The sequence below is a fragment of the Dyadobacter jiangsuensis genome (assembly GCF_003014695.1).
GTDB lineage: Bacteria > Bacteroidota > Bacteroidia > Cytophagales > Spirosomataceae > Dyadobacter > Dyadobacter jiangsuensis.
Genome location: NZ_PYAS01000013.1, coordinates 208,771 through 228,445 on the forward strand (window position 1 = coordinate 208,771; position 19,675 = coordinate 228,445).

Genomic DNA, 19,675 nt, shown 5'->3' on the forward strand with positions numbered 1-19,675 from the left:
AGGCAGCGGCTATTGCAGGATCACTACCTTTTTAATGACAGTTCGGTTGTTGGTGGTGAAACGGGCAAAATACATGCCAGACGATAGTTTGGGCAGCGTGATCTTCATTTTTGTTTCACCAGCGAATGCTTTCAGTTTTTGTTGCAGGAATGTCTGTCCTTTGGTATTGGTCAATGCAAATTCAACATCGGTAACCCCGTTGATACCCGCTAGCGAAACATTGAGTTCCTGCGCTGCCGGGTTGGGGTATACATTAACCATATCCAGTGAGGGTTCAACGCCATTGACGGTGTCGTTCAGATCGAATTTGCAGAGAAAAACTTCCTTTCCTTTTAAGGTAATGTTGCGCGCCCAGTTCTGATAGGAAACTGTGATCGAAGTGGTGGCATTATCGGCCGCATACGGATTTTGGGCGGCGATCAGGATATTCTGGCCTTTTACAATTCCGCGCCAAACCGGGTTTTGCTGCTCCATATTGTCACGCGCCGACATCGGGATCGCCAATTGATAATCTCCTTCAAGCATATCCTTGAATTGCGAGAGCCGGTACAGCCCGTAAATGAAATGCTCATAGGGCGCGTAATTTTCTTTCCTGTCGGCCGATAAAAATGGGTTTTCCCAAAGCCAGAGGCCTTTTGCGCCGGAAAAGAACGGGAAAATCGCCGTGGCTTCGGCCATGAAGTCGGTGATCAGCGGGATGTTTGGGTCATAGCTGTCGTGTACGCGCAGCCAGACGAACGGGATGATCGGCTTGTTGCTCCACGCCGCATTCGCTTCGATGCTGAACAGCAGGTAGGAGAGGTAGTCCTTGCCGATGGGGTGGTCGTAACCATAATAGTAATATGGCGAGGGCGACAGGAAATCCATGGCATTGTAGAAGCTGCCACCGATCTTGCCTGCATTGTCCTGCATCAGATAATGCGTGCGCGCCAGGTTAGTTGTCCAGTCCTGCCAGCTGTTTGCTGTGATATTTAGCCAGGTATTACGGATAGGTACATCGCTGTAACTGGTCAACGAAGCCTTGACACCTTTGGCGCGCAGGCGGTTAGCTGCCTCGGTGTACCACCAGCGCATATCGCGCTTGTAGGCAGCCAGAAAATCGGCATCGGACAGGTTGCGGTAATTTTGGGGTATCTGTGTGTTGGTTTTCAGTGCGAGGATATCGCGGTCCTCACGCTGCATACGCTCGATGTCAAGGCACACCACGTCGGTGCTGGTAACGGTGGCGGCATAATTATCCCAATAGCTTCGGTAGGCTGCCGTATCATTCCCCCACGGGCTTTTCAGCGCATTATCCGCCCAGGGTTGGTTACCGCTCGATGTGGCCACGCCGTACCACAGATTTGCAAGCTGCTTGGGGGCCAGTGACCCGGGTTCCGAACCGCTGAATGCGGCAATATGACTGAAACCATGTTTCAACGGCTGTGACTGGGTATCTCCGAAGCGCGGCCCGCTGTAAATGATTTTAAATGGAAGCGAAAACTCCGGGAATTTGCCCCATTCTATGCTATTGTTGGTTGTAACGGGGTTTAGCACATAACCGGGCTGGCAGTTCTGGCTGTGAGCCTTTGATGCGATGAGCAATACACTCAGAAAAATGCTGAAAAATGCCTTTGAATAGATGTTTGTATAGTATGTCATAAGATTTGACCAGACAAATTCGTTACTTTTGCAATGTCGCCAATTTCATTTTTCCGAGACGAGCAGTTCGGGATGCGGAATAGTTCAGCTGAAAAGAAATTGCCTTGAAACGTAAAATACAATCAACATGAAACGATTACTTCTTTTTGTTCCAGTCCTGTTTTTCTCGCTTTTGGTAATTAGCTGCGGAGACAAAGATAAGGACCAAACGCCTGAGCCAACAGCAAAGAGTAAAATACTGGTCAATTATCCGTGGAGAATGTCCGCCGTGACGGATTTGTCGGGAAAGGCCATTCCGGATACCCAATGGGGGACGGATACAAAATACATTTTGAAAATGGACATCCAGTTTCAATCAAATGCGACTGTGAAAGCATTGGATCAAGGTTCAAGTCAGGTACTCAATGGTGGGACCTGGTATCTGATCAACGAAGAAAAAGCGCTGGATATCAAGATTATAGGATTCTCCGGCGAATTCGGACTGGAAGAATTAACGAGCAGTAAAATGAGACTGAAGAGCAAAATGCCGGTTAATGGGGTAGAGCAGGAGGCGATTATGGTCTTCCAGCCTGTGATCAAATAACCGGTGGTGCGATATACAATTTATAGTGGAAAGCGGCGGATAAAATCTGCCGCTTTTCTTATTTTGTACAAATTTTTTTGAATGAAAAAGAACGTACCCTCCATCATCAACGCGTGGTGCATGTACGATTGGGCCAATTCGGTGCACGCATTGGTGATCGTATCCAGCATTTTTCCCGTCTATTTCAGCGCAACTGCACTAAGTGCTTCGGGTACGCCCGAAGTCAATTTTTTCGGCGCTCAGATCAAAAGCTCCGTGCTTTTTTCCTACACGGTCTCCGTCTCGTTCCTGATCACCGCGCTATTGATCCCGATTTGCACGGCTATCGCTGATTTTACAGGCAAGAAGAAGCGGTTTATGCAGTTTTTCTGCTATACCGGCGCAGTGAGTTGTATGCTGCTGTATTTTTTTACCAAAGAAACCATGATTTCCGGCGTGTTTCTATTCGGTTTGAGCCTGATCGGATGGAGCGGCAGCATCGTTTTTTACGACTCCTACCTGCCCGAAATCGCAACCGAAGACCGCTTCGATCAATACAGTGCGCGGGGTTTTTCGCTGGGTTACCTGGGGAGCGTGCTGTTGCTGCTATTCAATTTGAGTATGATCCTCGCGCCGCAGTTCTATGGTATTACCCAAAAGTCGCTTCCTGCCCGAATATCGTTTTTCACCGTGGGCCTGTGGTGGATATTGTTTGCCCAGATTCCTTTTTATTACCTGCCTTCCGGCAATGCGGAAAAGGAAAAGAGCGGCAACTGGATATTTCATGGGTTTAAAGAGCTAAGGAAAGTGTACGGGCGCCTGCGTGAGCAGCCTTATCTGGCCAAGTTTCTGAGCGCATTCTTCATTTACACTATGGGCCTGCGCACAGTCATGTACGTAGCGACGATCTTTGGAGCAAATGAATTGAAACTGCCTTCGCAAAGTCTGATCATTACGGTGCTTCTGATTCAGTTGGTCGGCATTGCCGGCTCTTATACATTTGCATGGCTTTCGGGCAAGATCGGTAATATATATGCTTTGATGATCGGCGTGGCTATCTGGATCGGCATCTGCACGGGGGCCTATTACACCACCGAAGCGATGGAGTTTTATGTGATTGCTTGCACAGTAGGTATGGTGATGGGCGGCATTCAATCGCTTTCCCGCTCCACTTATTCCAAACTGATTCCCGAGAATATTACCGACACGGCCTCTTATTTCAGCTTTTATGACGTGACCGAAAAGCTGGCCATTGTGATAGGTACATTTATATATGGTACGGTCGAGCACATTACCGGCAGCATGCGCAACAGCATACTGGCGCTGCTGATCATTTTCGTGATCGGACTGCTGCTGCTATACCGTATTCCTTCCCGGAAAGTTTACAGCTTCGAATTGGATCGTAACAAAAATTGATTTAATATCGCGGCACGAAAGCGAAGGATGTTAGCTCAGCTGGTTCAGAGCGCCGCCTTGACAGGGCGGAGGTCAGCGGTTCGAACCCGCTACGTCCTACAAAAAAAGGCTTGTATATCAATATGATATGCAAGCCTTTGTCGTATTATCGCTGATGACTATTAGTTGTCGCTTATAATTGATATGCGATCACAAAAATATCAAGGAAACCGGCTGAGATTTTGGAGCTGCCGCCGAATGTGAGATTCCCTTTATAATATCCTGACAGGTGGGGTTTGTCATTACTGCCGACCGCGATGCCAGTACCGGCGACAGTATCGTCGCTACGTGGAAATTCCGCGCGCTGAAGCATGCCATCTGCGCCATATTTTAACAGGGTCGAGACATTGCTTATTACGTACGCATTGCCCGACTTATCAGTGGCTACACCCGATCCCTGAGCGGTCTTATCAAGCGGCATGTTCCATAATAGGCTGCCATCGGGGCTATATTTTGCCAGGAAGCCGCTGGCATTGGCTTCGTGTTGGCCTGTCACGAATACATTACCAAGCAGGTCCAGGGCGATACCTCTGCCAGAATCGGAGTATGGTTTTCCCAATGATTGCATCCATTTAAACGAGCCGTCCTTATCGTATTTGGCAACAAATGCATCGGCATATCCCACGGAGGTCGTGCTGGTATTGCCGAAGGCCGTGGTGCCAAAAAACGCGCCTGTCACATAAACGTCGCCGCCCGGGTCGGCTGCGATCCCATATCCGGTTTCGCGCTCGCTGCCCCCGGCTGATCGTACCCACAAAAATTCACCGTCGGTATTGTACTTGGCAACAAACAGATCAAACTCTCCGGCAGACTGTTTGCGGACGCCTCCAAAGAAGCCGGTGCCCTGAAATTCTCCGGTCAGATATACGTTAGCCGCATTATCGAGGGCCAGGTCATAGCTGCGCTCTCCGCCGTCGCTTCCAGCGGTGCGGATCCATTGTGGCTGACCATGGGTGTCATATTTAGCAATGAACACGTCGGCGCTGCCCGCGGAGGTAACCGAGATGTCGCCGGCGGAAACCGTTTCATAATAATGTCCGGTCACATATACATTGCCATTCGCGTCCACTGCAACACCGTGCCCCTCGTCGTGTCCGGCACCTCCAATGGCCTGGACCCATTCGAGTTTCCCTGTCGGCTTGTATTTTGCGATGAATACATCGGTGTTCCCTTTCGCGATTATGCTAATGCTGTCGAAGGTGGTTGTGGAAGAAAATGCACCGGTCACGTATATATTGTTTGCCTTGTCTACGGCAATATCATAACTAATGGCATTTGATGCGGTAATTATGATGGGCGGGGTTATGATACCAATTGTATCTCCTTTCCCGGCATTCTCCGGTACCGGCGTAGGTTCATGGGAATGCGGATTTTTACATTGCCATAACCCCAAACACAAAATAAAAAAGCAAACATATCTCATGATCAATTAAAGATTGGTGAAGATGTAATTCTAAATCCGGTCGGATGAAGAAATTGTAGCTACATAGAGCGAAATACAGATCAAATGAGTTGCACGGTGCAAGTAATAATTTCAATAACCAGAGTTTTATTATTACTTTAAAAAGACGAAGTTGAATGGAGTCTCTAATTCTCGATTGTATTAAAAGTTATGCTGGAATTGACCGAGCGCCAGTGGGCGTTGTTTGACTATGTGAAGGAAATGCACGGTGGGCAGAAGCGTAAATATACCGGTGCACCTTATTACACGCATTTATTGAGTGTGGCCAATCGTGTCGAGCAATATGTGCAGAATGGCTATGAAACTGAAATAGCGCTTTGCCACGATCTGATCGAGGATACTGAATGCTCATTGGCCGACTTATCTTACAAATTGATGAGCATTGGTTACAATATCGAGGAAGACGAAGTGATCCTTGCCTGCGTGGACGACCTTACCGATAAGTATACTACCGAAAAATACCCGTCACTCAACAGGGCAGAGCGCAAGGAGCTGGAAAGTGCCAGAATAGTCACTTCGCGGCCAGTCGCGCAGACAGTCAAATATGCTGACATAATTGATAATATGCTTTCGCTGGCCGAACATGATCCTGGCTTTGCGCGTGTATATGCGCGTGAGGTGGATCACTATTTGTGGAAGATCAACATGGGAAATCCCCGTCTTTATGCGGCGTGTTGTGAGCTTCTTACTGAGGTGAAGGGAAAGCTGGGGATTGACCAGAACTAATAGGGGGCATAAGCGCATAAAAAAGCCTGCTCCATGGATGAAGCAGGCTTTCATTATATCGGTAGCTGATTAAAGCGTACGTTTTACTTCGCGCAGCTCGAAACTTTCGATGATATCGCCGATTTCGATGTCGTTGTAGTTTTTGATGCTCAAACCACATTCGTAACCGTTTCTTACCTCCTGAACGTCGTCTTTGTAACGTTTCAGCGAGTCGATTTCACCCGTGTAAAGTACGATACCGTCGCGGATCACGCGGATCTTGTTGTTGCGTTTCACGTACCCGTCGGTCACGTAGCAACCTGCGATCGTACCTATGCGGCTGATCTTGAACACTTCGCGGATTTCGATGTTTCCGGTGATGATCTCTTCGATCGTCGGAGCCAACATACCCGTCATCGCATCCTTGATCTCTTCGATCGCCTGGTAAATTACCGAGTAGTGGCGGATCTCGATCTGATCCTGCTCGGCCATTTTCTTCGCATTTGAAGAAGGACGAACCTGGAATCCGACGATGATCGCATCGGAAGCAATCGCAAGGTTGACGTCGGATTCGGAAATCTGACCTACCGCCTTGTGAATGATATTTACCTGAACTTCGGAAGTCGAAAGTTGCAGCAATGAATCCGAGAGCGCTTCTACCGAACCATCCACGTCACCTTTTACGATCAGGTTCAGCTCACGGAATGTACCGATTGCCTTACGACGGCCGATCTCTTCAAGGGTAATGTGCTTGCGGGTACGGATCGACTGCTCACGCTGTATCTGCTCGCGTTTGGTAGCAATGTCGCGCGCATCACGCTCGTTTTCGAATACGTTGAAACGGTCACCTGCCTGCGGAGCTCCGTTAAGACCGAGCAACTGTACCGGCATGGACGGGCCTGCTGTTTTGAGCCTTTTTCCAAGGTAATCGGTCATTGCCTTCACCTTACCGAAGTGCGCACCGGCTAATACCACGTCTCCCACTTTCAATGTACCGGTTTGAACCAGGATCGTTGTTACGTAGCCGCGGCCCTTATCGAGCGATGCTTCTACAACGGTTCCTGCAGCGCGGCGGTCCGGATTGGCTTTCAGTTCGAGCAGTTCCGCTTCGAGCAATACTTTTTCAAGCAACTCGTCAATACCTAGTCCCGATTTGGAAGAGATTTCCTGGGTTTGGTATTTACCTCCCCATTCTTCCACCAAAAGGTTCATATTGGCCAGCTCCTCACGGATTTTCTCAGTGTTGGCACCTGGCTTATCCACTTTACTGAATGCAAATACAATAGGTACACCGGCTACCTGCGCGTGGTTGATCGCCTCGCGTGTTTGCGGCATGACGCTGTCGTCCGCTGCGATTACGATGATTACAACGTCGGTAATTTTCGCACCACGTGCACGCATCGCGGTAAATGCTTCGTGACCTGGTGTATCCAGGAATGTTACCGGCTTGCCGGTTTTTGTTTTAACGCTATATGCACCAATGTGCTGGGTGATACCTCCGGCCTCGCCGCTTGCTACGTTTTCCTGACGGATGTAGTCAAGGAGTGATGTTTTACCGTGGTCAACGTGACCCATGATCGTTACGATCGGTGCTCTTTCTTTCAGGCTTGCCTCGTCGTCGACCTCTTCCTGAACGTCGTTTTGTACTTCTTCTTCCGCAGAAATAAAGGCTACTTCGAACCCGAATTCATCGGCAATGAAAGTAATCGCTTCCGCGTCGAGGCGCTGGTTGATCGAAACGAACATACCCATGCTCATACACACCGAGATTACCTCCTGCACGGTCACATCCATCAGCGACGCCAAATCGTTCGCAGAAACGAACTCGGTTACGCGCAATACCTTTGTTTCTTCATCTTCGAAGCCGTTTGGATCGTTCTGATCTGTACGGTCGCGGCGACGGCCTTTTCCTCTGGCTGGACCTTTGGCGCTACCGCCACCCATACGGGCCATTGTAGCTTTGATATTGCTGGCAACTTCTTTATCGGAAACCTCCTCGCGGCGGCCGCCTCTGCGGTTGTTGTTGCTGTTATTGCCTCCGCGGTTGCCCTGGCCGCCTTGCGCCGGACGTTGTCCGCCGCCTTGCTGGTTGCCACCCTGCGTGTTGTTGCCGGGCGTGCTCGGACGGTTGCGGTTAGCATCGGTGCCACCAGTGTTGGTATTGGTGCTGGCACCCGGGGTTGCATTTGCATCAGCCGGCCGGTTTTCGCCAGGGGCTGCTGCGCCGTCGCGGATTCTTTTTCTTTTTCTGCGGCGTTTCTTGTCAGCGGCATTATCGCTGGAAGCTACCGGATCTTTCTTTTTATTCGTAGGAAGCTCGATTTTTCCAACTACCCTTAATCCTCTGAGTTGTTCGCCGCGCGCCTCGATCAGCTCAGATTCACCTGCTGGTTGTTCTTCGCTTGTACTGGCTGGTTCGGGAGCTGCCGGTGCCGGTTTTTCAGCAACTGGCGCTGCCTCTTTCGGCTCAACTGGCGCAGGTGTCGGTGCTGGCTTTGCTTCCGCCGGTGCTGCTGGGCGAGGCTCCTCTTTAACCCGTGCCTCGGCCGCCGGTGCTGCTGGTGCAGCAGGAGTTTCTTTCACAGGAGCTTGTGCCGGAACTTCCTTCACAGGTTCAGGCTGGGCTGCTACCGGCTTAATTTCTTCTTTGTCTACCGGTGCAGGAGCAGGTTTCGGCGCTTCCGCAACTACCTCTTTTGGAGCTTCCGGCTTGGGTTGCTCCTCAGGTGCTGGCTGTTGTACCACCGGTCTTTTTGCATCCAGGTCGATCTTGCCAACTACCTTGATACCAGGAAGTTTATTTTCAAAAGCAGGCTGTGGCTCGGTTGCGGCAGGTTTCTCTTCTACAACTGGCTTTTCCTCGGCTTTCGGTGTATTTCGGAAATAAAGAATTCCCTCAACATCGCTTTTGACTTTGTCTTCCTTCACCTCAATCGGCGCCTCCACAGCAGGAGCAGCCGGTTTTTGTGTCAGGGAAGTTCTCAGTTCATTCGATTTGAAGTCCTTCGCAAGAAACTCGATTTGATCGGCATTAATTTTGGTATTCGGATTAGTTTCCACCTTATACCCCTTGGCAGACAGATGATCCACGATCGTAGTAATTCCCACGTTCAGGATCCGTGCCACTTGGCTAAGGCGCATCATTTTATCTTCTGCCATATTAGCAATTTAGTAGAATAAGGTTTTGCATTGATTGCAGGGCTGTTTTGCACAGCCCCACGGGTTAATATTATTCAAATTCTTTCCGCAGAATATCGAGCACGTCTTCGACGGTCGCTTCTTCAAGGTCGGTTCTTCTTACCAGTTCTTCCTTGCTCAGCGCTAGTACGCTCTTGGCAGTATCCAGACCGATTTTGTGCAATTCGTCGATGATCCATTCGTCGATTTCATCCGAGAATTCGGTCAAATCAACGTCTTCGTCATTTTGTTCTTCGATATCGCGGAATACGTCGATTTCCATTCCCACCAGTTTGCCGGCCAGCTTGATATTCTGTCCGCCTTTACCGATTGCCAGTGATACCTGGTCTGGTTTGAGGAAAACCGATACGCGTTTGGCGTCGCGGTCGATTTGCATCGAGCTCACTTTCGCTGGGCTCAATGCGCGGCTGATGAGTAGTTCGAGGTTGTCGGTGTAGTTGATAACGTCGATGTTTTCGTTACCCAGTTCTCGAACAATGGAATGGATACGTGAGCCTTTCATACCCACACATGCACCCACCGGGTCGATCCTGTCGTCGTATGATTCTACGGCAACTTTGGCACGTTCCCCTGGTTCACGAACAACTTTTCGTACCGAAATGATTCCATCATAGATCTCCGGAATTTCCACTTCGAACAATCTTTCCAGGAATACGGGCGATGTTCTGGATAGGGTGATCTTTGGCGATCCGTTGTTCATTTCCACTTTATGGATCACTGATTTCACGGATTCTCCTTTGCGGAAACGGTCTTTTGAGATCTGTTCGGTACGTGGCAGCGAAAGCTCATTACCTTCCGAGTCCACGATGATCACCTCATGTCTCAAAGTCTGGTAAACCTCGCCGGTAATCATTTCACCCACCTGATCCTTGTATTTTTCATACATGATCTCTTTTTCCATATCCTTGATCTTCTGGATCAGGGTCTGGCGGGCAGTTTGCACAAGGCGACGACCGAATTCCACCAGTTTTACTTCTTCGGCCACTTCTTCGCCTACTTCAAAGTCGTTCTGGATCTTGCGCGCTTCTGCCAGAGGTATTTTGTTATATTCCCAGATATCCTCGGAGTTATCGTCCACGATTTCGCGGGTACGCCACATTTCGAGGTCACCGCTTTCCGGGTTGATGATTACATCAAAATTATCGTCGGTGCCATATTTCTTACGAATCATAGTACGAAATACCTCTTCCAAAACACTGATCATCGTAGGACGATCGATGTTCTTGGAGCTTGCGAACTCCGCGAATGATTCAATTAATATTCCGCTATCCATGGGTATGTTAAAGAATATTTGCTGATACTAAGTTAGACATATTATATAATTGATCACAACCAGAATATGCGATTCCGGCGTTGTGAGTCTATTTAAACGAGATTTCGATCAACGCTTTGGATATTTCATCCAGGCGTATCGTCCGCACCAGCGACGCCTCGTCGACCGGTGTTTTCGGTTTTTTCTTGGGAGCGGGCAGCTGTATGGTAATGCTTTCTTCACCTGCGTCAGTCAGGTTTCCCAGCAGGGCTTCACCGGTTTTCAAGGTAATCTTAAGGTTCCGGCTCACATTTTTCTTATACTGGCGTGGCAGCACTAGCGGCTGGTCCAGGCCAGGGGAAGAAACTTCCAGCGTGTACGCGTCTGTGAATATTTCCAGCTCTTCAAGCTGCTTGGCGAGCCTGCGGCTGATGGAGGTGCATTGCTGAATGGTAATGCCCTCGTCGCTGTCGACAAGGATGGTAACTTTCTGACTTGCCTTTGAAGGTTTCATAACGATGTCTATCAGAAAACAATCGCCATCTTCCAGAAGAGGGGCCAGCAAAACTTCTAAATGTTCCTTTACGGTCATGTATAAGCTATACAAATAAAAAAGGGGATTTAGACCCCCTCAATCAATCGATCAAAATAGAATTGGATGCAAATATAAAATTATTTTATCATTTCTACAAACATTCGGAGATGTCTTCCAAATCCATTTCCGTAGCCTATTTTTGCAAAAAATGCTATTCTGAATCAATGAAGGGGATCAAGAAGTTACTGTGGTTTTTGTATCAATGCTTTGCTTGTTATACCCTGCTGATTTACATACTGATACTATGGGTACCGTCCGATGGTTGGGTGGCAGGCTTTATGATGATGTCGTTTCCGGCAGTGGTACTCGTTCATCTGATTTCGATCCCGGCCTGGTTGGTAGTCGAGAGGAAAAGGGCCATTTTGCCGCTGATCATGTTTGTTGCAGCCGGCTTATTCCTTTCAAGAACATATCAGTTCGGCGGTTCCGACGATGCACCCGAAGGAAATGAGGGTAAGCGCAAATTCTCTGTGATGAGCTATAATGTGCACGTCTTCCAGAAGTTTTCCGAATGGCAAAGTGAAAAGGGTAGAAAGGAAATCAGGGAAATGAAAGCCTGGGTGGGAGATAGCGGGGCCGATGTGCTTTGCCTGCCCGAGTACTACGACGAAGATGAAACGATTTTCGATATAGGGAACTACCTGGCCAAAAAGGGATACAAGCATACCGCCCATTTTTACCGTCGCAAATACGGAAAGTCTTACTGGGGGCTTGCCATACTTTCCAAATATCCTATTGTGGCGTCTCATGATACGATTTTTGTGGCCCAAAACGGGATGATCCAGGCCGACATCAAAGTGGGACAGGATACTGTGCGGGTGATCGGTCTGCATTTGTACTCGATGACGCTTGGCCTGAGTAAACTAGTGCATCAAAAGGAAATGGACGGCGTAAAGGCAGAAGGACGCATTACACTTCGGAAAATGAAAAATGGCTTCACGCAAAGGGCAGAAGAATTTACTGTTTTGCAGGACTGGGTGGAAAAATCGCCTTACCCGGTGCTGGTATGCGGGGATTTTAATGAGGTGCCTTACAGCTATATTTATGGCAAGCTGCGGAAATCACTTAAAAACAGCTTTGAAGAGAAAGGGCATGGGTTTGGCTTCTCTTATAACCACCTGCCTTATTTTATCCGGATTGATCATCAGTTCTATGATGATAGCAAACTATCGGCGCTCGACTTTAGGACATTCTCGAAGATCAAATACTCAGATCACTATCCGGTCATGGGTACCTACCGCTTTAAATAGAAACAGGCTCTTCGGAGCCTGTTTTACTAATACTTAATGCCCAGACTATCCAGCTCGTGTATGGAGATCGTCGGCGGGAAAATGCCCCGGTCCAGCTTATGCGTGACCAGCCCGCCGGTTTTGGCAGCATCCTGTTCGGTTGCAAAACCATTCATGCCGGGCAATCCCGGAATAACCTTCTGCTCGATCACCAAAGTGGTATCCTGGCGGATATTGTATCCCCAGCCATGTTCACCCCTGATTGTTTCAACCTTGAAACGGGAAAGGCCTTCGCCGCCCTGATCTACACCTTGTCTTTTGAAGAACAAAAAGTAAATCGCGGCGGCAAAGGCCAGTATACCTATAATCAGGATTCTGCTGTTTTTGCGAATCACAGATCGTCGTCGGTGTTGATTGCCGCGGAAGGATCAAAGCCCCAGAAGTCGTCAGAACCGCCTCCCTGGCCAGATGGGCTACCTGTTCCAAGATAACCTATTTTGCCTACTACGAATGAGCCTGCAAAACCTCTCTGAGTTGGGAAGGGAGCTCTTTCGATCCAGCTGTTTGCACCCGGATCGTATTCCCAAACATCGGATCTGCCTTTACCTCCAACCACGTAAGCTTTGCCTTCGATCACGAACGTAGCGCCATAGGCACGCGCCGGGAATTTGTCTTGGTCGAATCCGTCAGCGAAATCAACGCGGGTCCAGTTACCTGCACCGCCGTTACCTGCCGGATCGAAGCTGTACATATCTTTGTAAGAAGTTCCCGAATTGCTATCACCAAATCCTACATAAGCCTTGGTACCAATGGTGAATGACATTGCGCCCGTTCTCTTACCTCCTTTGAAGGTAGCCATTTCAGCCCATTTATCGGTAGTAGGGTTGTATTCGTAGAAGTCCTGGTAGTAGTTGCTGCCGTTGTAGCCAAGGCCTACGTATGCTCTGTCGTTTACTACGAATGAAGTGGCAAACTGACGGGGGCCACCTCCGAAGTCCGCGATCGCATCCCATTTGTTGGTAGCAGGATCGTACTCATAGAAATCTTTTTTGTAACCAGCGTCTACGGTTGTTATATTATCGAAGCCGCCGCCTACATAACCTTTGCCTTTCAATACGAACGCCACTGCGCTGTTGCGGCCAGTTCCGGGGAATGGAGTTATCTGTGACCAGGTTTGTCTTTCGGCATTGTAAGCCCAAAAATCTTTCACCCTGGCGACTGTTTCGTTTGTATAACCAGTACCAATGTAACCTACGCTACCAATCACAAAGCTTACTGCATTGGTCCTGATCGATCCTCCGAAGTTTGGAAGATCCTTTCTGAACCAGTTTCCTTGTTTTTCGGTCTCATCATCCTTGTTACAGCTCATCTGAACTAACGCAGTAGAAGCGACTAGAAGGGCTAACGAAGTCTTTTTTAAGGTATTAAACATGAAATTATAGTTTGACGAATTGTTACAAATGAGTAATGAGAATTATTGAATGTTTTCGGTGACTTGCCGTCTTGTAAACTGTGCGGCGAGCCCACCCGTAATCTGAAATTTTTGCAAACATAACATCTTGATACTGCTAAGTAAAATAATCAGAAATTTTTTGTCCAAAACTTTAATCTGTCAGTTACTTTCAACGCGTATCGGGTTACAATGTTGCGCCGTTATCGCTGCCGGCCTGTCTGAGGATGCATTCCAACCCCGAAAGGTTTAAAATAGTCATGCATCTTTTACGTTTCTTACCATGTTTGCCACTATTACGGGGCTTGCAGCGTAACGGTTCAAAAGCCTCTGCTTAACTCTTACGTAGGCATTCCGTTTTTTGTTGCAAACCGCATTTTACTTTCTTATTTGTTCGAAATCGTTGAATCATGTTGTATTTAAGAATGCAACTGATATTTTTGCACTTTTTACTGTTCTTGCTCTAAATGAAATTTCAGTCTTATTCCTTAGGGAAGTCGTCCATAGTTCATAAGCTTCTGATCATAATTGGATTTGCGTTTTCACTCACAGCGTGTGAGTGGGGGGATCAGATCGAATCGCTGGACCAGCCTAATCCGGATGATTTTGCGGTACTAAGTACCGATACTGTCACAATCAAGCTATCAACGATCGGCACGGATTCGCTGATGACCGGTGCTGCACCGAGAATGCTGCTGGGCAATTATAAAGACCCCTATTTCGGAAAGGTACGGACCATGAGCTTCTTTCAGCCAACACTGGCAAGTGGGTTGTCGCTGGCGCAGGAAGCAGAATATGACTCGCTGATTCTGTCTCTAACTTACGATAATTCTTACAACTATGGTGATACGACCAAGCCGATGAACCTGACGGTTCATAAGCTGCTGAAAGATATCGTGGACATTCCAACGGGTAGTGCATATTGGAACCATAACTCGACTCCTTACGACCCGGCAGCGATAGGCAAGATTACTATCGTGCCAAGGCCTACAACCACCAAGCAATTGAAAATCAGACTTTCAGATGCGCTTGGGAAGCAAATTTTTGAAATGGCAAAAAACAACCAGCTGACTTCGAGTGTCGACTGGATCAATCTCGTAAAAGGATTGGTGGTAGTGCCTGCAACGACAGACAATGGACCGGTTATCGGATTCAAATGGGGTGGCACTGTCGGTGATAGTACATCGGTTCAGCTTCATTATCATACACCGCTGGTAAGTGAGCACAAAAAAGACTCGACGATATTTAAAGTTACTGCGAATTACAACCAGACATTGGCTGACCATGCGGGTACGCAGCTGGCGAAATTGCCTAGCAATACAAGGGTTTCGTTGCCGTCGGCGCAATCAGGAAACCAGGCATTTATGCAGGCAGGAACGGGTGTAATGCTGCGCGTTGATCTGCCTTACTTGCGGCAGTTCAAATACGCCCAATACACGGCCATTAACAAGGCTTATCTGAGAGTAAAACCTTTGAAAGCTTCTGTAACCGATCAGCTTAGGGTTCCCAAGGTTTTGTATCTGTACCGGTTGGATAAGAATAATCAGTTTTTTACCGATGCTAACGGCGCGCCTTTGGCAGTTACTTTGCTTGGCACGGGAGGTGGTGTGAGCAGCGCCTATTTTACCGACCTGATCAAAAACGAGCGGTACTACCGCTTCGATATCAGCTCTTTCGCCACGGAAGCAATGGTTTCAGAGACCAATGATATCGGTGGTTTTGTACTTCGCAGCAGCCCGTTTGGTTCAAGCGGAACTTTCCGCGAAGCTGGCAGCCAGTACTCGATGAGCGTCGACCGGCTGGTTGTGGGAGATCAGCAGAATGCAGATAAAGGAGTAGAACTTGAACTTTATTACACGACGGTTAAGCCGAAGTAATCATTCAGATCGATATACAGAAAGGGGTAAGCCGCAACGCTTACCCTTTTTCATTTACATCACAACACCATTTTTTGGCAATATCTTTTCGGGGATCTTCTCCGCGCCGATCAGTTGCAGCAGGTTGATCTCGATGTTGCGCGACATCGAGGTCATGGGAATGTCATTAGGCCCGTTTTCGAACGGGTTTTGCATGATGTATGCAATCCACTCCACATAAAAGAACAGGAAGGAAATCGTGAATGTAATCGGGATGGCGATGCGGCCGATGCTTTCAACAAGGCCCATGGGCAGCACCAGCGTGAAAATGAATATCACCAAATGTACGAAAAAGGCATACTGGGTAGGGAAAACCGTATTCTTGATCCGCTCGCATTTGCCCATCGCGTCGCAAAGCCTTCGAAGGGTATCGTCGATGTTCTGGTAGAGCAGCGTCTTGATCTTTCCCGACTCGTGCAGTGAGGCAACTTTAAACTGAATCAGGTTCAGGATGGCGTTTGGAATATTGTCTTGCGCGCTTACATACTCGCGCTCCTGGGCGGTCAGGTGCAGGTCGGCGTACACGAGCACCTGCGTACGGCGCAGCGAATTGGCCAGCGCGTAGCACCAGGCAATCTGCAAGTGGGCAATGTTGGAAACCAGCTCGTCTTTTTCTTTGGCCGGTGCTTCTGTAAATGCGACGGCCTGGCGCACGAGCGTCCTGCTGTCGTTGACGATCTCACCCCACGACTTGCGCGCTTCCCACCAGCGGTCGTAGGCGGAGTTGGTCCTGAAACCAAGTAGCAGCGAGAGCGCCGTGCCCAGGATTGTGGTGATCGAAATAGGGAAGGAGAGGAAGTGCCAGTTTTGATAACTGAAAAGATAGAATACCAGCGTTGCGTAAGCGGTTACCGCAACGACGCCCACCCAAATGCCTTTGAGCAGGCGCCAGATCGAAAAGACCTCTTTGACGTACATGTGTGATCATAATAAGTTCTTTGCCAAAATATAAAAAAGCGGATCATAGTAATACCTATGATCCGCTTTTTGAATTAAAAACAATATCCTGTTAATGTGCAGGGGCGTCGGCGATGTTGCCGGGCCTATTCGGCTGATTGCCTTTTTTGCCGGCCGCCAGCTTTTCGATGGCCACAAACAATACAGGGACCACGAAAATCGCCAGGGACGTGGCGGCAAGCATACCGCCGAATACCGTCCAGCCGATTGTTTTCCGGGACTCAGCTGCCGCGCCGCTTGCAAATGCGAGCGGAAGTACCCCCAGGATAAATGCGAGCGAGGTCATAATGATTGGCCTCAAACGCAGCTGCACCGCTTCGAGCGTCGCCTTGACGAGCTCCATTCCGTTATCAACCCGCTCTTTGGCGAATTCGACGATCAGGATCGCGTTCTTAGCGGCAAGACCAATCAAGGTGATCAACCCGATCTGCGCGTAGATGTTGTTGGACAGGTTCGGCAGCAGTGTCAGCGTCAAAATCGAACCGAATGCGCCGATCGGTACCGCAAACAGTACGGAGAACGGAATAGACCAGCTTTCATAAAGCGCTGCCAGGAACAGGAACACGAATATGATGGAAATCGCAAAAATGGTGGTAGTACTGTCACCGGCTTTGATCTCTTCACTACTCATACCTGAGAACTCGTAACTGTAACCGGCGGGAAGCTTGGCCGCTTCTTCGCGCAACGCGGTGATGGCCTGACCACTACTGAAACCGGGTTTAGGCGTACCGTTTATTTCCACAGAACGATAAATGTTGTAGTGGGAAATCAATGCAGGGTTCTCCACGACACGGGAAGTAACCAGCGCGCTGAGTGGTACCATGTTTCCGGCCTTGTTGCGGACGTAGAACTTCTGGATCTTGTCAAGCGAGGAGCGGAAACTGCTGTCGGCCTGCACCATTACGCGGAAGTTCCGGCCATAGAGGTTGAAGTCGTTCACGTAAGTACTACCCAACAGCGTAGATAACGAGTTGAACACGTCGTTGACCTGCACACCCAATTTCTTGGTTTTATCGCGGTCCACGTCAATCTGATAGCTTGGGGTCCTGGCATTGAAGAACGTATAAGCCATCGCAATTTCAGGACGTTTATTAACCCTTCCCAAAAACTCGCGGGCCACGCCTTCAAACTGCTGAATATTATCGGTACTGGTCGACTGTTGCAGCTGGAATGTAAAACCGGAAGTAGCGCCCAGACCCGGGATTGCAGGCGGAGCGATGGCAAGCACGCGCGCTTCCTTAATATCGGCGGTACGTTTCTGGATTTCCTTGATCACCGCCTGTACGTGGTGCTCGGCGCCTTTACGGTCGGCCCACGGGTGCAAGCTGACAAACATCGTACCCACGTTGGATTTGTTTGAGAAGCTGATTACGTTCAATCCGGCCAGACCACCCACTACTTTCACTTCGGGAATCGATGATACCCGCGCCATAATGTCTTTAATCATCGCCACGTTGCGGGTCGTCGAAGTCGCTTCCTGCATTTCATAGGTGACAAAAAGGCGGCCTTCATCTTCCACCGGGATAAAGCCCGAAGGTTTGTTTTTGAAAAGGAAGAACAACCCAACAAACAAGCAGACCATCATCACCAGCACCAGCGGTGTGGCTTTGATCCATTTGGAAACGCCTCTTGTGTACGAGCGAGAGATCTTGTCAAACCATCGGTTGAAACGGTCGAAAAACTGTTCCAAAAGGTTCTTTTTCTCGTCAGCACCTTTGGAAGGGCGCAGCATGATCGAGCAAAGCGCCGGCGTAAGCGAAAGGGCCACAAATGCAGAAAGCAGCACTGAAACTGCGATTGTGATCGCAAACTGCTGATAAAGGCGGCCTACGATACCCGGCACAAAACCTACCGGCACGAATACGGCCGCAAGGATCAACGCGATCGCGATTACCGGGCCGGAAATATCTTTCATGGCCTGCTCGGTAGCAGCGCGGGGCGACATTTTCTTTTCATCAATATAATGCTGCACCGCTTCCACCACCACAATCGCATCATCGACCACAATACCAATCGCGAGTACGAATGCAAAGAGCGTAAGCGTATTGATCGTAAAGCCGAAGGGAATAAAGAATATGAATGTACCGATGAGCGAAACCGGGATCGCCAGAATCGGGATCAGGGTTGCGCGCCAGTTTTGAAGGAACAAAAACACCACGATTACCACCAGGATCATCGCTTCGCCGAACGTGTGAAGTACTTCTTCGATGGACACTTTCACAACCGATGCTGTTTCAACCGGGATTACGTAGTCAATGTCTTTGGGGAAGGTTTTCTTCATTTCCGTCAACGCCTTCATGACACCTTCATAAGTATCGAGTGCATTGGCGCCGGGAGCCTGGTAAATCAGTACGAATGCAGCGGGCTTTCCGCTTACGAATGCATTCACGCCATAGTCAAACTTACCCAGCTCCACGCGCGCTACGTCGCGCAGGTACACAACGCTGCCCTGCTCGGGTGCTGAGCGTACAATGATGTTTTCAAACTGCTCTTTGGTATTCAGGCGGCTGTTGGTCAGCACGCTGTATTCGAATGCCTGCGCGCCGGGTTGCGGGGTACCGCCGACCGTACCTGCCGCGATCTGCAAGTTTTGCTCAGCCAATGCCGCTGAAATGTCGGACGGGGTCATTCTCAGGTTGGCTAGTTTCTCCGGGTTCAGCCAGATACGCATACCAAAGTCGTCGGCGCGGGATACGATATCACCCACCCCTTTCACGCGTTGAAGCGCGTCTTTGAGGTAAATGTTGGCGTAGTTACCGATAAACTGCGCATCGTGAGAGCCGTTGGGCGAATACAATGCGAGGGCGATCATGATACTTGGCTGGCGTTTACGAACCGTCAGGCCAAGGCGTTTCACCGCATCGGGAAGGGTCGGCTCGGCCACGCTCACGCGGTTCTGCACGTCAAGGGCTGCGATGTTGACGTCGGTTCCTACGTCAAATGTCACGTTAATGCTGCTTTGCCCGCTGCTGGTACTGTTACTGGACATGTATGTCATGCCGGGCACGCCGTTAATCTGCGTTTCAATCGGGGTTGTGGTCGTCTGCTCGACCGTCTGGGCGTCGGCCCCTGTAAAGTTACCGCTAACCGTTACGGTCGGAGGGGTAACGTCGGGATATTGGGCCACAGGCAGGGTGGTCAGGGCAATGAGCCCCACCAGGACTATCACCACCGAGGATACTATCGCGGTGACCGGCCTTTTTATAAAAACATCTGCAATCATTTCGTACTGGTTTATGAAATAGTAAAAGAG

14 protein-coding genes and 1 tRNA gene are annotated in these 19,675 nt (G+C 49.2%); 6 read left to right on the forward strand and 9 right to left on the reverse strand.

Annotation, left to right across the window (positions count from 1 at the left end; genetic code table 11):
- Positions 1–9: 9 nt before the first annotated feature.
- On the reverse strand, positions 10–1,641 hold the full coding sequence (locus CLV60_RS24905) for a T9SS type A sorting domain-containing protein (protein WP_106598095.1): 1,632 nt from the start codon (positions 1,639–1,641) through the stop codon (positions 10–12).
- Between the two features lie 127 nt (positions 1,642–1,768).
- On the opposite strand from CLV60_RS24905, the gene CLV60_RS24910 reads away from it, so the two are divergent.
- From CLV60_RS24910 to CLV60_RS24920, 3 genes are all read left to right on the forward strand, one after another.
- The gene (locus tag CLV60_RS24910; RefSeq protein WP_106598096.1) at positions 1,769–2,224 is read left to right on the forward strand and encodes a hypothetical protein; all 456 of its coding nucleotides are present in this window, start codon (positions 1,769–1,771) and stop codon (positions 2,222–2,224) included.
- A gap of 81 nt (positions 2,225–2,305) precedes the next feature.
- Complete coding sequence (locus tag CLV60_RS24915; protein ID WP_106598097.1) at positions 2,306–3,619, forward strand: MFS transporter; 1,314 nt, start codon at positions 2,306–2,308, stop codon at positions 3,617–3,619.
- 24 nt (positions 3,620–3,643) lie between these two features.
- Positions 3,644–3,718 (forward strand) — tRNA-Val (locus CLV60_RS24920).
- A 73-nt stretch (positions 3,719–3,791) separates the two neighbouring features.
- On the opposite strand, the gene CLV60_RS24925 is transcribed toward CLV60_RS24920, so the two are convergent.
- The gene (locus CLV60_RS24925) at positions 3,792–4,886 is read right to left on the reverse strand and encodes an SBBP repeat-containing protein (protein ID WP_170118857.1); all 1,095 of its coding nucleotides are present in this window, start codon (positions 4,884–4,886) and stop codon (positions 3,792–3,794) included.
- Positions 4,887–5,270: 384 nt separating this feature from the next.
- On the opposite strand from CLV60_RS24925, the gene CLV60_RS24930 reads away from it, so the two are divergent.
- Positions 5,271–5,846: an HD domain-containing protein gene (locus tag CLV60_RS24930; protein ID WP_106598099.1), complete on the forward strand. Its 576-nt coding sequence runs from the start codon at positions 5,271–5,273 to the stop codon at positions 5,844–5,846.
- A gap of 69 nt (positions 5,847–5,915) precedes the next feature.
- Here the strand turns inward: CLV60_RS24930 and infB are convergent, their stop codons facing one another.
- The 3 genes from infB to rimP form a co-directional block, all read right to left on the reverse strand.
- Positions 5,916–8,984: a translation initiation factor IF-2 gene (infB, locus tag CLV60_RS24935; protein WP_106598100.1), complete on the reverse strand. Its 3,069-nt coding sequence runs from the start codon at positions 8,982–8,984 to the stop codon at positions 5,916–5,918.
- 70 nt (positions 8,985–9,054) lie between these two features.
- The gene (gene nusA / locus CLV60_RS24940; protein WP_106598101.1) at positions 9,055–10,296 is read right to left on the reverse strand and encodes a transcription termination factor NusA; all 1,242 of its coding nucleotides are present in this window, start codon (positions 10,294–10,296) and stop codon (positions 9,055–9,057) included.
- Positions 10,297–10,384: 88 nt separating this feature from the next.
- Positions 10,385–10,867, reverse strand: a complete 483-nt coding sequence (gene rimP, locus CLV60_RS24945) for a ribosome maturation factor RimP (RefSeq protein ID WP_106598102.1) — start codon at positions 10,865–10,867, stop codon at positions 10,385–10,387.
- Between the two features lie 167 nt (positions 10,868–11,034).
- Here rimP and CLV60_RS24950 point away from each other — a divergent pair, with 167 nt between their 5' ends.
- A complete protein-coding gene (locus CLV60_RS24950; RefSeq protein ID WP_106598157.1) occupies positions 11,035–12,120 on the forward strand; it encodes an endonuclease/exonuclease/phosphatase family protein in 1,086 nt (361 codons plus the stop codon).
- 26 nt (positions 12,121–12,146) lie between these two features.
- Here the strand turns inward: CLV60_RS24950 and CLV60_RS24955 are convergent, their stop codons facing one another.
- Together CLV60_RS24955 and CLV60_RS24960 are read right to left on the reverse strand one after the other, a co-directional pair.
- Complete coding sequence (locus CLV60_RS24955) at positions 12,147–12,494, reverse strand: DUF4907 domain-containing protein (RefSeq protein WP_106598103.1); 348 nt, start codon at positions 12,492–12,494, stop codon at positions 12,147–12,149.
- Complete coding sequence (locus CLV60_RS24960) at positions 12,491–13,531, reverse strand: Kelch repeat-containing protein (protein WP_106598104.1); 1,041 nt, start codon at positions 13,529–13,531, stop codon at positions 12,491–12,493. Before CLV60_RS24960 ends, CLV60_RS24955 begins: the two co-directional genes overlap by 4 nt.
- Before the next feature lie 485 nt (positions 13,532–14,016).
- On the opposite strand from CLV60_RS24960, the gene CLV60_RS24965 reads away from it, so the two are divergent.
- Positions 14,017–15,426, forward strand: a complete 1,410-nt coding sequence (locus CLV60_RS24965; RefSeq protein ID WP_106598105.1) for a DUF4270 family protein — start codon at positions 14,017–14,019, stop codon at positions 15,424–15,426.
- A gap of 54 nt (positions 15,427–15,480) precedes the next feature.
- On the opposite strand, the gene CLV60_RS24970 is transcribed toward CLV60_RS24965, so the two are convergent.
- Positions 15,481–16,383, reverse strand: a complete 903-nt coding sequence (locus CLV60_RS24970) for a bestrophin family protein (protein WP_106598106.1) — start codon at positions 16,381–16,383, stop codon at positions 15,481–15,483.
- A gap of 91 nt (positions 16,384–16,474) precedes the next feature.
- Complete coding sequence (locus tag CLV60_RS24975; protein ID WP_106598107.1) at positions 16,475–19,645, reverse strand: efflux RND transporter permease subunit; 3,171 nt, start codon at positions 19,643–19,645, stop codon at positions 16,475–16,477.
- Positions 19,646–19,675: the final 30 nt, after the last annotated feature.

What these genes read in the sequence shown, in the direction of transcription:
- infB (WP_106598100.1), bottom strand. Translation starts at nt 8,984, where the DNA reads ATGGCAGAAGATAAAATGATGCGCCTTAGCCAAGTGGCACGGATCCTG.
- CLV60_RS24915 (WP_106598097.1), top strand. Translation starts at nt 2,306, where the DNA reads ATGAAAAAGAACGTACCCTCCATCATCAACGCGTGGTGCATGTACGAT.
- CLV60_RS24975 (WP_106598107.1), bottom strand. Translation starts at nt 19,645, where the DNA reads ATGATTGCAGATGTTTTTATAAAAAGGCCGGTCACCGCGATAGTATCC.
- CLV60_RS24930 (WP_106598099.1), top strand. Translation starts at nt 5,271, where the DNA reads ATGCTGGAATTGACCGAGCGCCAGTGGGCGTTGTTTGACTATGTGAAG.
- CLV60_RS24910 (WP_106598096.1), top strand. Translation starts at nt 1,769, where the DNA reads ATGAAACGATTACTTCTTTTTGTTCCAGTCCTGTTTTTCTCGCTTTTG.
- CLV60_RS24950 (WP_106598157.1), top strand. Translation starts at nt 11,035, where the DNA reads ATGAAGGGGATCAAGAAGTTACTGTGGTTTTTGTATCAATGCTTTGCT.
- CLV60_RS24965 (WP_106598105.1), top strand. Translation starts at nt 14,017, where the DNA reads ATGAAATTTCAGTCTTATTCCTTAGGGAAGTCGTCCATAGTTCATAAG.
- nusA (WP_106598101.1), bottom strand. Translation starts at nt 10,296, where the DNA reads ATGGATAGCGGAATATTAATTGAATCATTCGCGGAGTTCGCAAGCTCC.
- CLV60_RS24960 (WP_106598104.1), bottom strand. Translation starts at nt 13,531, where the DNA reads ATGTTTAATACCTTAAAAAAGACTTCGTTAGCCCTTCTAGTCGCTTCT.
- CLV60_RS24970 (WP_106598106.1), bottom strand. Translation starts at nt 16,383, where the DNA reads ATGTACGTCAAAGAGGTCTTTTCGATCTGGCGCCTGCTCAAAGGCATT.
- rimP (WP_106598102.1), bottom strand. Translation starts at nt 10,867, where the DNA reads ATGACCGTAAAGGAACATTTAGAAGTTTTGCTGGCCCCTCTTCTGGAA.
- CLV60_RS24905 (WP_106598095.1), bottom strand. Translation starts at nt 1,641, where the DNA reads ATGACATACTATACAAACATCTATTCAAAGGCATTTTTCAGCATTTTT.